This is a genomic window from Pseudoalteromonas sp. SWXJ133 (genome assembly GCF_015864365.1).
Taxonomy (GTDB): Bacteria; Pseudomonadota; Gammaproteobacteria; order Enterobacterales; family Alteromonadaceae; genus Pseudoalteromonas; species Pseudoalteromonas arctica.
Genome location: NZ_JADYXJ010000007.1, coordinates 127,488 through 140,614, shown reverse-complemented (window position 1 = coordinate 140,614; position 13,127 = coordinate 127,488). Strand labels below are relative to the sequence as shown.

Genomic DNA, 13,127 nt, shown 5'->3' with positions numbered 1-13,127 from the left:
TCTGCTATATAAAAAAACCGCATTTAAATGCGGTTTTTTTATAGTTTTTATAAATAAATGAGGAGCTTAATGACATTATTTACACAAAGATTGAGCATGTACCAAATGGAAGAATCTGATTGGCCTCTTTTTCTAGCGCTTCATCGCGATCCTCAAGTCCTTAAGTTTTGTTTTGATATGCCAATGGAGTCACTGGTAAGAAACCGCTTTGAGATACGCTTGCCTAAGTGGAATGCTAAATCACGTCATCCCCTGTGTTTACTCATTATTAATAATCAAACAAAACAACCTGTGGGTGTTACAGGTTTTGCCTATGACGGAGAAACCGCAGAGCTTGGTTATTTATTATTGCCAGAGTATTTTAATAAAGGCTACGCGACAGAATCCCTAAGAGCTGTGATTGACTGGGCTTGGAAAGAATGTGGTATTAGGCAGTTTAAAGCAGTCGTAACGCGTGGCAATATTGGTTCTGAAAAGGTGCTTGGTAAGTGCGGTTTAACCCATACCGATACACTTTTTAAAGTGCATACAATAGGCGAAAAGTTATATGACGATTTAATTTATACGCTTAAGGTGTAGGGTTTTAATGGGCTAGTAGCCTAGCCCAAAAAGTGTTTACAAGTGAAGTGAAATAGCTTTTCGGTCTTTTTCTGGCATGTTTTCTACGACTAAATTAAATGAGTTATCAATCATTCTCTCAATTTCACCTTGTGCAATTGTGCCGTCTAAAATTACTGTGTTCCATAAGCGTTTATTCATATGGTAACCAGGGATCACTGCCGGGAAAATATCACGCAATGATATTGCTTCATCAGGATCGCACTTTAAGTTAAGCCACCAAATAACCTCACCATCATCATTAGTTTGACCGTCATTGCCAATAGCAAGAGTCGCAAACATTTTATGATTCACTTTATATACATCAACCTCTTGCGCAAATGGTTTTGTAACCTGAACAAGTGGTTTTTTAACTAAATACTCATGTACTTTTTTCTGGTCCATGATCCATTCCTTGAAGTCATACTCGGTAAAGCTACCATAGCAGTTTTTTTCACATTTGATTATATGTATTTTAGTATAAATTAAAATTTTACAAGCTAATACAACATGTAGCGTAAAACCAACGTAATTTTAGTTGAACAAAATCCAGTTCGTGGTATGTTTCTGGCAATCAAAAAAATAATAGGAATTCACACATGCCAAAGGCGAGTGATGTTAAAAAAGGTACGGCTATTGACTTCAATGGCCGCGTTTTAGTTGTAAAAGATATTGTGCGCTCTGTGCCGCAAGGTCGTGCTGGTGGTAGTTTATACCGTATGCGTTTATACGATGTGGTAACAGGTGGTAAAGTTGACGAAACATTCAAAGACAGTGACATGCTAACGCTGGCTGATTTAACCCGCCGTGAAGTAATGCTATCGTACATTGATGGTGACGAGTATGTGTTCATGGATAATGAAGATTACACGCCTTACAACTTAAGCAAAGATGCTATTAGCGAAGAAATTTTATTTGTTAATGAAGAAACACAAGGCGTACACGTAATTGTTATTGATGGCGCGCCAGTAGGGCTTGATTTACCGTCAAGTGTTGAACTTGTTGTTGAAGAAACAGACCCATCTATCAAAGGTGCATCTGCGAGTGCTCGTTCAAAACCTGCACGTATGTCAACTGGCTTAAATATTTCTGTGCCAGAGCATATTTCAACAGGTGACCGTATCCGTATTAATACTGTTGAACACAAATTTATGGGCCGTGCTGAAAAGTAACTTGTAATACCAACCTGCATAAATCTTTGATCAATTTAACGAATTAAATTGCACTATAACGTCGTTAAAAGTTTTTTATTTACGACTGCATGGATGCAGGAGGTAGAGCAATGCAGGGAGCAATTGCCGAGAACAACTAGATATAAAAACTTTTGCCTAGTTCTAGCGTAATTTTCTTAACGTTAAATAGACCCCATATATAAGCAGATTGGTATAAATTATAATTTTAAAAGCCGAATCTGTGTTTAACAGGTTCGGCTTTTTTGTGCGCGCGGGGGATTTGTGACTTTAAATTTAATCACGTTAGCGTTAGAATAACCGCCGTATTTTTGAGCAACTTTAAGAGGTGACTTTGTTTATATTTTTACTAAGTATTACATTTATAGCTTTAATGTATTTAGAAGCCATTAAAAAAGGTATGCCAATTAAGCGATGGCTCATTTTAGGCGGTATACTTGGCCCTGTGGCCTGGTGCTTGTTTAATCTACATTATCGTCGTGCTTTAGTTAGAAATGTAGGAATAAATGCATGTATATGGCGCCCTTAATTTATCGACGCCACATTTTTATTTTTTCTAATTAAGCTTGGGGTTGCTTTAGTTTGTTGCTGCTTTAAAAATTCAGTAAATTCACTTTTTGATAGTGGTTTAGAATAGTAATAACCTTGTACTGTTTCGCAATTAAGCTTTTTAAGTATATCAATTTGATGAGCTTGTTCTACACCTTCAGCAACTACATGCAAATCAAGGTTATGTGCAATAGTGACTATTGAGTCGACCATATTACGCCCACGTTCGTTGGTCATGTCATCTATAAATGCTTTATCTACTTTAAGTGTATTAAGCGGAAATTGCTTTAAATACGCTAATGATGAATAACCAGTACCAAAATCATCCATTGCTAAATGAATACCTCGGGCACTTAACGAACGCATAATTGCAATGGCTTCTTTAGGGTCGTCCATTACAGTACCTTCTGTTATTTCAAGCTCTAAAAAGTAAGAAGGTAATTCGTTTTTTTGCAAAATAACGTCAATACGAGAAGTTAAATCGGGGAGGCTAAATTGCTTTGCTGATAAGTTGACAGCTACTCGGCCGCTAAATAAACCGCTATCTAGCCATTCTTTTACGTCTCTGCAGGCTTTATTTAATACCACTTCACCAATTTCAATTATTTGGCCTGTTTCCTCGGCTATGGGTATAAACACGCCTGGGCTAATAATGCCTTTTTTGGGTGTAATAAAGCGCACTAATGCTTCCATTCCTGTTAGCTTGCCTGTGCGAATATTCATTTTTGGTTGGTAGTACACTTCAAAATGGTCTTCTTTTAAACCAAAGCGCATGAGGTTTTCAATTTGCAATCGTTTAACTGCTTGGCGGTTCATCGTGTCGTTAAAAAATAAGTAGCTGTTACCTTTCTTTTTAGCATGATACATGGCGGTATCTGCATTTTTTAAGAGCAGTTCAGGTGTATTACCGTCTTCTGGAAATAATACAATACCTACACTTGAGGTGATTGCCAGTTCGTGGCCAGCCATTTTAAATGGTGTAGCAATGGCGGCTAAAAACTGTTTTGCCATGCGTGTAATTACATGTATGTCGTTAGTGTCAGACATTACCAGAGCAAACTCATCGCCGCCTAAACGATAAAACACATCATCTTCGCGGGTTAGTTTATTTAAGCGCATCGCTAATTTAGCTAATAGGCTGTCACCTAGTTGATGCCCTAACGAGTCATTTATTTTTTTAAAGTTATCTAAATCGAATACAAGCAATGCGTGGTGCGAATTGAGTTTTACTAGTTTATGTAAATCAGTAAAAAATAAATTTCGGTTAGGCAGACTGGTTGTACGATCTCGATTCGATAGATTATGCATTTGCGATTCGGCTTTTTTACGCTCTGTTAAATCGGAATAAACCACGACATAATTGGTTATTTGATTTTGATCGTTTTTAATTTCATCTATAGATATTTCTATAGGCAATAAAACGCGCTCACTATTACGAAGCTTCACTTCTTGTTGGATATGTTCGCGCTCTTTTACTATTTCAATAATTTTTTTTGTATAGCTTGGCTCATACCCAGGTAGGTTAAAATCTTTTCCTAAGTATTGCTCGCGTACGCCACCAAACAAGGTTAAAAAGCTAGGGTTTGTATCAACCAGTTTAAAGTTTTTATCGTAAATTGCTAAGGCATCGGTGAGCGACTCAACACATTTAGCAAAAAGGTTTAGGCGCTCTTCCGTTGATTTTAACTGTGATATATCGCGAACGGTACCTGTCATTCTAAGAGGTGATAAGTTAGCGTCTTTTTCAATTATTTTTCCGCGATCGAGCACCCAATGCCAACGACCAAATGTATCTTTTATCCGGTAAGTGGCTTCAAAAAAAGCAGACTGCTGTGCAAAGTGTACTTTTAACAAGTGCTCAACGTTATTAATATCGTGAGGGTGAATAAGGCCTTTGTTTGGCGGAAACCCCATTAAGGTAGTTGAATCCATTAAGTACTTATCGTTAATACGAATAACTTCGCCTGTTTTTATGTTCCAGTCCCAAAGTGTATCGCCACTACCTTCAACAGTACTTTTAAGGCGTTTTTCAGAAAGATGGAGTTGGCAGCGTGAGCGTCTAAGTTTGTGGATTACAAATAACAGGTAGGGCAAAGCAAACGCTATAATGGCGCTTGCTAGTATAAGTATATTGTCGGAGTTGTAATTAAGTGATGACTCAAAGGCAAAAAGCTCAAATGAGTAAGCAAGTACTACAAGCATGCTTAGCTTTATTATTATTTTTATCATTTTTTTATTACTTCTAATTTACAAATGATAATTTAAAACAAGCTAAACCTAGTGTCAAAGAGATTGAGAGTAAACGGGCATATTTTGAGATTTATTGACTTTTGCCGAGCTTAAAAGCTCATATCTTGGTCTATTATCATCAAATAGGCTTAGTGCATAAACTTTTAGTTCTTTTAGGGTTAGCGCATTTAAGGCATCTAAAAGTCGTTGTTGCATATGAAATTCATGATCTCTATTGCCTATAGCAAGCCATAACCGTTGTGAGCGCAGGCGCAAGTTTTTATCTTTTTCTGCAATATGAGTACTAAGGCCGTGTTTTTGCTGTTGCCAATCGTTTTCATCAAGTGCATCAATGTTATCAAGGTAGTTTTTAATAAAACGGTTATGTCGATGCAATAAAGTTTTTGCATCAAACTTAGGTGACTGCACATAAAATGCTATACCAGCACGCGTATTAAATGGTGCATAACCTGCGCCTACTAAGTAGCCAAGTTGCTGTGTAGTTCGTAATTCATTAAAGTAATCTTGATTAATTAAATGATTTAACGCCATCATTTTTACTTTTTCGGCCACGCAATCCGTTTGCGCTTGATAGTAAATAACCATTGCATGGTCGTTACAAGGAAGCTCTAACTCGTAGCGAGTTACTTTTTTAATTTCAAAAAGAGGGCGTCTTAAATCTTCAATTATGGTTGCGTTTTTTAAGTGATTTGCGACCTTTTTTTGAAAGGCTATTGCATCACTTTGCTGCCAGTTACCATGTAAAAATGATTCAACATGTAGTGCTTTAAAAAAGTCTGTTCTGAACTCATTAAATTGCTGAAAACAGGTGTTTTTTAATGCCGATGCAAGCTCCCCAGGTTGTGGGTTCCAAGGCATTATTTTTGCGCCTAAAATGCTAAATAACTCACTGACTGGTTTGTTTTGGTTGCTATTGCGCCAATGCCTTACAAGCTGTTTTTTATATTCAGCAAAGCGTTTTGCACAGATCTCTACATTAAATAAAGCATCTATTAATTGATCAACAAGCTCTAACTGGCTAGATGAAAGCCCCGCGGTATGTAGAGTTAATCCACCTTGATGCGAGGTTAAGTGGTAGCTAAGTCCCGCAAGTTCTGCTGGATAAAATTGCTCGCCCACACTATCCATAAATAAATCTGTAAATAAGCGGGTGAGTGCCATATGTTTTACATCTTTTACGGCAAAATCAGAATCCATGGCCAAATAAAAATGGCCTTTAGCAACACGAAATGTGTTGTCTTGTTTAAACCAAAAGTCAAAACCGGGTTCTTTTACTAATAACTCGGGTTTTGTTTGTGGTTTTACGACATCAAATAACACCACTTCTTTTGTTAAATAAGGATTAGCTGTAGGTAGCAGCATTTCGCTCAACGGCTTATTTATCTCGCTAAGGGCATCAAGCCAACTAGGTGAAATATGTTCTACTTTATATGGTGTGTTGTACCATGCCGTTTTATGTTCAGGCTCTACATCTGGATGTATAAGTACGATGCGCATATTATGTGGCGTTAACCACTGCATGGCCATTTCGTGGGTCGCTTTTTTAAAGCCTTCCATTAAATAGTCGCCTTGCACGTAGTTTGCTTCATCGTAATGCTGCATATTAATGCTTAAATTACTGACCCAATCAATCAGGCGTGACTTTTCTTGGTTATCGAATGCTATTTGTAATAGATTTTTTTTATCTTGGTATAAGCGTGGCAATTTTTCGGTGTTATCGTTAATTAAGCAAATGTATTCAAACACCATTTCAATAATGTCTTCGAAGTATTCAATACCCTCATCGGTAAGCGCTAAGCTAATATTAAAATCTTTAAAGTTGCTGCCATTAATACCACCGCCAGCAGAAAGTGCATTGATCCAGCCTTGCTCTTTTAAAATAGAATAAAGAGAACCCGCGCCTTCATAGCCAAGTAAGTGGGCAATAAAACTTACTGTTTTATGGCGATAAAAGTCGTCAATATTAGGCATAGCAAAACTTATAATAAGTTTTTGCATATGCTTATGTGGCTCAATATGGAGTATTTTTCCTATGTCTTGTTTGCGATAAAGTGGCTCACTGATCTCTGGCTTTTTAAGGTTTTTGTTGCCGTTAATTGCGCCAAAGTAAGTTTGAGTCCAGCTTTGTAGTGTGTCTAGTGTTTCGTTTGCGCAAATAACTAAAGTCATCCACTGAGCTTGGTACTGGCTATTAAAAAAGTCACGAAGTTCATCACTAATACAGCGCTCTCTGTCAGCTAAGGTTTGTAGGTTTCCTACAGAAAATTTAGCAAATGGATGAGCTGGATTTACCGTTTCTTTGTGGGCTTGATAAATACGGCGACCGTCGTCTTTTATTTTTAGTTTAAACTCGGCTTCAATTGCGTTACGTTCTTTTTCTGTTTCGGCTGAATTTAAAAGAGGCGCAATAAAAAAGCGGCTAAATTGGGTAAGTGCTTGTTCAAATTCTTGATTGTTAATATCAAAAAAGTAACAGGTATGCTCAGTGCCGGTCCACGCATTGGTGTTGCCGCCAGCTTGCGAAACAAAATTATTAAAACTGCCTGAATCTGGGTATTGGTCAGTGCCTAAAAAAAGCATGTGCTCTAAAAAGTGTGCTAGGCCTTGCCTATCAAGAGGGTCGTCAAAATGTCCGGCATTAACTGCCATTGATGCTGCCGCTTTTGTAGAATCTTTATCTTGCACTAATAGTACTTTTAGACCATTGTCCAGTGTAAAGGCGCGGTATGCTCTGTTATCATTGCGGCTGATATTCAAATGATGCTCCTGAAACTAAACGTTTACTTGTTAACAACAGATGATGGCTTCAGGAAAGCGAAGTACAGCTTAAAGATTTACCTGAATCTCATGAAAGAACTATTTTAGAAATAAATAGATTTATATTGTTAATATAGCTGACAAACGGGCAAACTGGCTACTGTTTTATATTCTTTAATCGGTTGATTTTTTATGAAAACAATCCTAATAATGCGCCACGGCGAAGCAACACCCATGCAGGCTGATGATGCAGGTAGAAATTTAACCCAAGCAGGGCATGAAGAAGCTGAAAAAATGGGCCTTTGGCTCAGTAAAGCACATTACCCTGATGCACTGTTAGTTAGTCCTTACATTCGAGCACAGCAAACAGCTGCAGGTGTGGCTAAAAATAACGTATTTAAATTTAGCGAAACCACGTCTGATATAATTCCCGAAGGCAAACCTCAAATTGCTGCTGACTACATCGAAACACTTATTGCTACTCACCCCCAATGCAATACATGGCTTGTTGTATCACATATGCCTATTGTAAGTTATTTAGTGGACCAATTAAGTCCTGGCAATATGCCCATTTTTAATACGGGTGCTGTTGCTGTTATTAGTTACGATGAGCAAACCCAGCGTAGTAGTTATTTAAGTATAAATGCCCCAGAAAACGTTTAAATATAAATAATTGGGTAAAGTAAAATGACAATAGAACGTTTACAAACAGGTGCGCGCATGAGCCGCATTGTAAAACACAACGGCACTGTGTATTTATGTGGGCAGGTATGCGCCGACGCGCAAAAAGATATCAAAGAACAAACTCAAACTATGCTTGATAAAGTAGAGGCATTGCTTGATGAAGCGGGAAGTTCAAAAGAACATATGCTTAGCGCGACTATTTATGTAAAGAGCATGGAATACTTTGCTGATATGAATGCAGTATGGGATGCATGGGTAACCGAGGGTTATGCACCAGCACGTGCCTGCGTAGAAGCTAAAATGGCACGTGATGCACTGCTTGTTGAAATTTCAGTAGTCGCAGCTTTAAAAGAATAATAGCTTTAATGACTCGCTCCCCCGTTGTACTTATCACAGGCTCTAGTCGAGGTATTGGCGCAGCTACTGCACTATATTTTGCAAAGCATGGTTATGATGTTTGCATTAATTATAAAGCTGATTTAGCTAGTGCGATATTGGTGGCAGAAAAAGTAAAGCGATTAGGCGTTGAGGCTGAAGTAATTCAAGGTGACGTATCACTAGAGGCTGACGTTTTAGCTTTATTTATGCATATAGATAAAGTCTTTGGTCGACTTGATGTACTAATAAATAACGCCGGTATTTTAAAACCACAAATGCCTTTGTTAGATATGAGTGCTGAGCGAATAAACGAAGTTTTGACAACAAATATTACTAGTGCTTTTTTATGTAGTCGTGAAGCAGTAAAGCGAATGGGAAATGGCGGTAGTATTGTTAATGTATCATCGGGGGCCGCTAAAACGGGCTCTCCTAATGAGTACATTGATTATGCAGCATCTAAAGGTGCAATGGACACATTTACTATTGGCTTGGCCAAAGAGGTGGCAAGTAAAGGTATTCGTGTTAACTCTGTTAGACCTGGGCTTATTTACACTGATATGCATAGTGATGGCGGTGAAAAAAATCGAGTCGATCGTCTTAAAAGTAAATTACCCCTTGGCAGAGGCGGTACACCCGAGGAAGTTGCTGCAGCAATTTACTTTTTAGCTTCCAGTGACGCTTCATTCACTACAGGTGGTTTTATTGATGTAGCTGGTGGCTTGTAAGTGTCACCTATTTTGCTGAGTAAGAGACACTATGTTGGACTGTTAAGCTTTGAGGATAAATACCCTTATTCTCAGCTATGGATTGCAAGTTGTCAGTGTTCTTGATTCACTGTTTTTTTGGTTAAAAACGTGGCATGTTCTAAAGCTGTCTTTAACCGTTATATGCAATGTAGAACCATCGCCCGTAGCTGGCGCTGTCCCACCATAGTGAGGGCCTTTTGAGATAGAGCAATTACCCTGATCCCAAAAAATAGCAAGTGCGTTATCATCTGAATTTCGGATTAACCATTGCCAGAAAGTGATACTACCTTGATCTTGAGGGAAAATGGCATCGTCACTGACTATACATTCCGCGTAGCTACTAAGTGATAATAAGCTTAATGAGCATACAATGAGTTTAATCAATTTTATATTAATGGTTTTCATATTTTTCACCTTTGTTGTTGCATTAAGTTGCTAAGTAAAAATAGCAACAATAAACAATTTTAGGTATAAGAGTGGTTCATATGATTTTCAATGAGCTATGTAGTGCATTGCAGAGGCGTTCAATAGAAATATTAAAAGTTGATTCCACTATTGAGATCAACTTTAAGATTGGATTGTATATAAATGAGAGAGGTTAAAAGAAGTCACATAAAATGTAGGCACTATTAACTAAATTTAGCATAATCGCTATTACAGTTTCCTATTGCAGAGCTAGATTGTAACTTTTCACTGGCGGATTTTACTTGAACTCTATCTTCTGCCGCTAAGCTAATTACAGTATTACATAATTGGCAGCAAAACTTTTCTCCTGCACATAAGGCTTCAATACTAATAATAATTTTAGAATGCTGACAGTGAGGACAGTTAATGGTATTTGTTAAATTCATAGTAGTTCCTACATGTTTTAAATAGCGCCTTTATTAAAAGGCGCTTATGAGTTGTTATCCAGGTTTTGTATCCTCATTTTTAGGATTTTTGATCATTATAGGCTGAATAGCTGCCGTATATGCCTGGATTATTGTTGTTACTCCTTCAGGAAGTGGCAACTGTCCAGCATTAACTGCTACGGTGTATTTAGCGGAATTTGACTTTTCGTAGTGCTCTTTATCTGAGGATGATGACTGGCTAGTTGATTTAACGGATCCCTCTACTTTGGCAGAAAATCCCATATAGCTAAAACCAGCTTCAAAGCTACCACTAGCTTCTCCACTCTGGCTATCTGACTTTTCAGTGTCGTGTGAATAAGAGCTTTTCACTTCCATTTCAAAACTAACATCAACATTTTTAACGGCAAGCGAGTTTAACGGTAAAATAGTTAAAATAGGTAAATTTAAAGTAGAGACTGCAGGCGTTGATGACTCACCTGTATCTTGATTAATAACAGGACGAGTAATTTCAAGCTTGACCATAATAGGTCTACGTACACCTCCTTCTTTATCTTTATCATCGATTGGTTGAAAACAAGTTTCTAATAAAAACTGCGTTTGCGTAATTGCCATGTTTGCATTGGCATCAGCTGCTGCATTTAAAGGAGCACCAATTAAAGATTTCATTGGTAAACCTGAAAATTGTTGAGCCATACTTACTAGTGAATTTTCCATTATAGTATCCTTTTTCTAATGTTCGTTTTTTACCCAGGAATTTGCGCCCTAAGTGAACGCTCATAGCCCTCAATAAGTTTTTGAAGGCCTTCAGGAGTTTCACCTCCTTGAAGTTTTATTTCGATTTCCACATTAGAAGTGCTTCTTTCTTGTGATTTAGAAAAAATACCTCTTTGAGTTTGCTTTGGAAATGCGACAAATAATTCGTTTTGATCGTTAGCAGTTACTTCTAGGTTTGCTTTTATGCTAACTTCGTGTATTTTTTGTGAGCTGATTGGTGTCAGAGTTATAATAGGTACATCAACATAGCTGATCTTAGGTCCATTATGGTCCTTATCTGGGAAGGCCATTTGCATTGTTTTGGGCTTAAGTACGCGTCGAATTTGATTATTAGATGCTAGTTTTTCATTGTGGTTTTTGAGAATGTTAAGCGCTGACTCTGTATCATCACTATCGATAAATGTTTTAACTTTTTGAATCGATTCATCATCAAGATCAGTTACGTTTTCAATGGGTATTTCTACAATTTCAAAAAACTTATTGATATGTTTTATACCTTGAGCTTCAACCTCATTAGCGGCTTGCTTAATGCTTGAGTGAAGTTCGTGTATAAGCGATCTAAATTTAATCATCTTTGTATTCCGTTGTGACTTTGTTATGTCAGTTATAGGTATTAAAAGAAGATAAGTTAATAAGAGTTGATCTTATGATTGTTTTGAAATGGCTATCCTTTTCCTTGCTGTCGATATAGTGCGCTGACTAATGCCAAATACTCTGATTAGTTCATCGTTTGCCATGCCGTTTTTTATTGAATTCTCATACGCTATTTTTCTAAGTAAACTAAATATGCCCCACCTATTTGGAATTTCAATATAGCCAGATGAGTCAGCAAGAGAGCAAAGTTTTCGGTAATGAGATTCTGTTAAACTTATCTTTAAACTCATTTCTAATTTTGACTTATGTTTACCTAAGTAAATTTTTTTACCACCGTGCTTTTCTATAAAATCATAAAACTCATTGGCAGTGAATAGTTCTACAAGTTCGGATAAGAAAAAGGGCAGCCTGGCAAGTACTTCAACCTTATAATCTTCATAAAAAATATATAACTCATTCATATGATTTATTTTATTCGTATAAATTGCACCAAAAATTTCGTAATGCATCCTTTGCGACTCCAACTGAAGGGGTACACTTCAAAGACGTTACCTTTAAAGTCTTGTACGGGTTTCTTTATTTGTAGTTTTCAGGAGCTAATAAGGACATAAGAATGATTCATATGAAATTAACATCTTGTTAGTTTTTTCGTTTTAATTGTTTTTTATTTTTTTTGCAGTGCTTTATGATGGGTTTTAGATCGGGGAATGTTTTGTTATATCCTAACTGGTTAAGGTTAGGTATATGTATTTATGGTCAAGTTACTAAAATTAATTTAAAAAGAGTTAAAGCGCATAGTTTTAATTTTGTCACAACAATATAGTCAGCCAAAGTGTAAAACTAATAACACTTAAAATAGTAGAAAGCACGACAGCCCCAGCAAGAGTGGCTTCATGCTGCTTTATTTGATTCGCAATAAGATAAGCATTTACGCCAACAGGGGACGCACTTAAAAGTACCAATACATTAAGTATTTGCGTGTCTAGTTTAAATAGATAAGTACCTACCAATAAAACTAGCGCAGGCAATAAAAATATTTTTAAAATTGATGCTATTAACGCGGGTTGCCAATTTGCAGCTATTTTATAAAAAGCTAAATTTGCACCAAGTACAAATAGCGCACAGGCAATTGCTGGTTTAGCTAATAGCTCCAAACTATTTGCTAAGTCGATGAACAATGTTACTCCTAATATGTTTAATATAAGCCCGCATCCAATACTTAGTACTATTGGGTTTAACACCATACTTTTTCCAAAGTGCGACCACGAAAATTTATCGCTACTGCCTTTAGCTCCTATTAAAAAAGTAAGTGCAAATAACAATGTGCTATGAAAAGTAATGATCATAAACGCAATGGCTATCATCTCTTTGCCAAGCGATGCAATAACAATAGGAATACCCACTAACACCATATTTGAATAGCTAGAAGCAAGTCCAAAGACGCCGTGTTGTTGGTAATTTTTTAAATACTTTTTATTTAAATAAAAGCGATCAATTAAAATACCCACCCCAAACACGCTCAGAACGGGTATGTAAAAACTCAAAAATGCAAAAAGGCTAATGCTTTGCTGTAAGTTAATTTGCGACATATTTAACAATAAAAAAGCAGGCAAACTAATATAAAAAGTAAATTTACTTAAGCCTGCAATATGCTGCTTTTCGAAAAATTTTAATCGGCAACAGCTGTAACCAAACGCAACAATAAAAATGAGCGGAAAAATAATTGAAAAAATATGCACGTAGTTACATCCTAGTAA

The 13,127-nt window shown here is 36.9% G+C and carries 15 protein-coding genes; 6 read left to right on the top strand and 9 right to left on the bottom strand.

Going from position 1 to position 13,127, the window contains the following annotated elements:
• The first annotated feature begins 69 nt into the window (after positions 1 to 69).
• Positions 70 to 579 carry a GNAT family N-acetyltransferase gene (locus I6F40_RS07640; RefSeq protein WP_010554658.1) on the top strand — a complete coding sequence of 170 codons (510 nt, stop codon included), beginning with the start codon at positions 70 to 72 and terminating at the stop codon, positions 577 to 579.
• A 36-nt stretch (positions 580 to 615) separates the two neighbouring features.
• Here I6F40_RS07640 and I6F40_RS07635 read toward each other — a convergent pair whose 3' ends face one another.
• Complete coding sequence (locus I6F40_RS07635; RefSeq protein ID WP_166376772.1) at positions 616 to 1,002, bottom strand: MmcQ/YjbR family DNA-binding protein; 387 nt, start codon at positions 1,000 to 1,002, stop codon at positions 616 to 618.
• A 194-nt stretch (positions 1,003 to 1,196) separates the two neighbouring features.
• On the opposite strand from I6F40_RS07635, the gene efpL reads away from it, so the two are divergent.
• A complete protein-coding gene (gene efpL / locus I6F40_RS07630; RefSeq protein ID WP_007580599.1) occupies positions 1,197 to 1,769 on the top strand; it encodes an elongation factor P-like protein EfpL in 573 nt (190 codons plus the stop codon).
• Between the two features lie 352 nt (positions 1,770 to 2,121).
• Positions 2,122 to 2,316, top strand: coding sequence for a hypothetical protein (locus tag I6F40_RS19685; RefSeq protein ID WP_231609324.1), 195 nt, complete (start codon positions 2,122 to 2,124; stop codon positions 2,314 to 2,316).
• On the opposite strand, the gene I6F40_RS07625 is transcribed toward I6F40_RS19685, so the two are convergent.
• The gene (locus I6F40_RS07625) at positions 2,313 to 4,565 is read right to left on the bottom strand and encodes a sensor domain-containing protein (RefSeq protein ID WP_166376771.1); all 2,253 of its coding nucleotides are present in this window, start codon (positions 4,563 to 4,565) and stop codon (positions 2,313 to 2,315) included. The two genes, I6F40_RS19685 and I6F40_RS07625, sit on opposite strands and share 4 nt — an antisense overlap.
• A 54-nt stretch (positions 4,566 to 4,619) precedes the next feature.
• Positions 4,620 to 7,343: an insulinase family protein gene (locus I6F40_RS07620; RefSeq protein WP_010554661.1), complete on the bottom strand. Its 2,724-nt coding sequence runs from the start codon at positions 7,341 to 7,343 to the stop codon at positions 4,620 to 4,622.
• Positions 7,344 to 7,535: 192 nt separating this feature from the next.
• On the opposite strand from I6F40_RS07620, the gene sixA reads away from it, so the two are divergent.
• Genes sixA through I6F40_RS07605 form a run of 3 tightly spaced genes read left to right on the top strand, consistent with a single transcriptional unit; the run spans position 7,536 to position 9,130 of the window.
• Positions 7,536 to 8,006 carry a phosphohistidine phosphatase SixA gene (sixA, locus tag I6F40_RS07615; RefSeq protein ID WP_166376770.1) on the top strand — a complete coding sequence of 157 codons (471 nt, stop codon included), beginning with the start codon at positions 7,536 to 7,538 and terminating at the stop codon, positions 8,004 to 8,006.
• A gap of 24 nt (positions 8,007 to 8,030) precedes the next feature.
• Entirely contained in the window at positions 8,031 to 8,384 is a 354-nt protein-coding gene (locus I6F40_RS07610) for a RidA family protein (protein ID WP_024591642.1), read from the top strand.
• A gap of 8 nt (positions 8,385 to 8,392) precedes the next feature.
• Positions 8,393 to 9,130 carry an SDR family oxidoreductase gene (locus I6F40_RS07605; protein WP_166376769.1) on the top strand — a complete coding sequence of 246 codons (738 nt, stop codon included), beginning with the start codon at positions 8,393 to 8,395 and terminating at the stop codon, positions 9,128 to 9,130.
• Positions 9,131 to 9,205: 75 nt separating this feature from the next.
• Here I6F40_RS07605 and I6F40_RS07600 read toward each other — a convergent pair whose 3' ends face one another.
• The 6 genes from I6F40_RS07600 to I6F40_RS07575 all read right to left on the bottom strand — a co-directional run bounded on the left by I6F40_RS07600 (position 9,206) and on the right by I6F40_RS07575 (position 13,109).
• Positions 9,206 to 9,556: a hypothetical protein gene (locus tag I6F40_RS07600; protein WP_166376768.1), complete on the bottom strand. Its 351-nt coding sequence runs from the start codon at positions 9,554 to 9,556 to the stop codon at positions 9,206 to 9,208.
• 224 nt (positions 9,557 to 9,780) lie between these two features.
• A complete protein-coding gene (locus I6F40_RS07595) occupies positions 9,781 to 10,002 on the bottom strand; it encodes a hypothetical protein (RefSeq protein ID WP_166376767.1) in 222 nt (73 codons plus the stop codon).
• 54 nt (positions 10,003 to 10,056) lie between these two features.
• The gene (locus I6F40_RS07590) at positions 10,057 to 10,716 is read right to left on the bottom strand and encodes a DUF2589 domain-containing protein (protein ID WP_166376766.1); all 660 of its coding nucleotides are present in this window, start codon (positions 10,714 to 10,716) and stop codon (positions 10,057 to 10,059) included.
• Positions 10,717 to 10,745: 29 nt separating this feature from the next.
• Positions 10,746 to 11,348: a DUF2589 domain-containing protein gene (locus I6F40_RS07585; RefSeq protein WP_166376765.1), complete on the bottom strand. Its 603-nt coding sequence runs from the start codon at positions 11,346 to 11,348 to the stop codon at positions 10,746 to 10,748.
• A gap of 72 nt (positions 11,349 to 11,420) precedes the next feature.
• Positions 11,421 to 11,879, bottom strand: a complete 459-nt coding sequence (locus I6F40_RS07580; RefSeq protein WP_166376764.1) for a hypothetical protein — start codon at positions 11,877 to 11,879, stop codon at positions 11,421 to 11,423.
• A 300-nt stretch (positions 11,880 to 12,179) separates the two neighbouring features.
• Complete coding sequence (locus tag I6F40_RS07575; RefSeq protein WP_166376763.1) at positions 12,180 to 13,109, bottom strand: AEC family transporter; 930 nt, start codon at positions 13,107 to 13,109, stop codon at positions 12,180 to 12,182.
• Between the last annotated feature and the right edge of the window lie 18 nt (positions 13,110 to 13,127).

Excerpts from the sequence above, each read along its gene's own strand:
- I6F40_RS07605 (WP_166376769.1), top strand. The coding sequence starts at position 8,393 with ATGACTCGCTCCCCCGTTGTACTTATCACAGGCTCTAGTCGAGGTATT.
- I6F40_RS07595 (WP_166376767.1), bottom strand. The coding sequence starts at position 10,002 with ATGAATTTAACAAATACCATTAACTGTCCTCACTGTCAGCATTCTAAA.
- I6F40_RS07610 (WP_024591642.1), top strand. The coding sequence starts at position 8,031 with ATGACAATAGAACGTTTACAAACAGGTGCGCGCATGAGCCGCATTGTA.
- I6F40_RS07640 (WP_010554658.1), top strand. The coding sequence starts at position 70 with ATGACATTATTTACACAAAGATTGAGCATGTACCAAATGGAAGAATCT.
- I6F40_RS07585 (WP_166376765.1), bottom strand. The coding sequence starts at position 11,348 with ATGATTAAATTTAGATCGCTTATACACGAACTTCACTCAAGCATTAAG.
- efpL (WP_007580599.1), top strand. The coding sequence starts at position 1,197 with ATGCCAAAGGCGAGTGATGTTAAAAAAGGTACGGCTATTGACTTCAAT.
- sixA (WP_166376770.1), top strand. The coding sequence starts at position 7,536 with ATGAAAACAATCCTAATAATGCGCCACGGCGAAGCAACACCCATGCAG.
- I6F40_RS07590 (WP_166376766.1), bottom strand. The coding sequence starts at position 10,716 with ATGGAAAATTCACTAGTAAGTATGGCTCAACAATTTTCAGGTTTACCA.
- I6F40_RS07625 (WP_166376771.1), bottom strand. The coding sequence starts at position 4,565 with ATGATAAAAATAATAATAAAGCTAAGCATGCTTGTAGTACTTGCTTAC.
- I6F40_RS07580 (WP_166376764.1), bottom strand. The coding sequence starts at position 11,879 with ATGCATTACGAAATTTTTGGTGCAATTTATACGAATAAAATAAATCAT.
- I6F40_RS07600 (WP_166376768.1), bottom strand. The coding sequence starts at position 9,556 with ATGAAAACCATTAATATAAAATTGATTAAACTCATTGTATGCTCATTA.
- I6F40_RS07635 (WP_166376772.1), bottom strand. The coding sequence starts at position 1,002 with ATGGACCAGAAAAAAGTACATGAGTATTTAGTTAAAAAACCACTTGTT.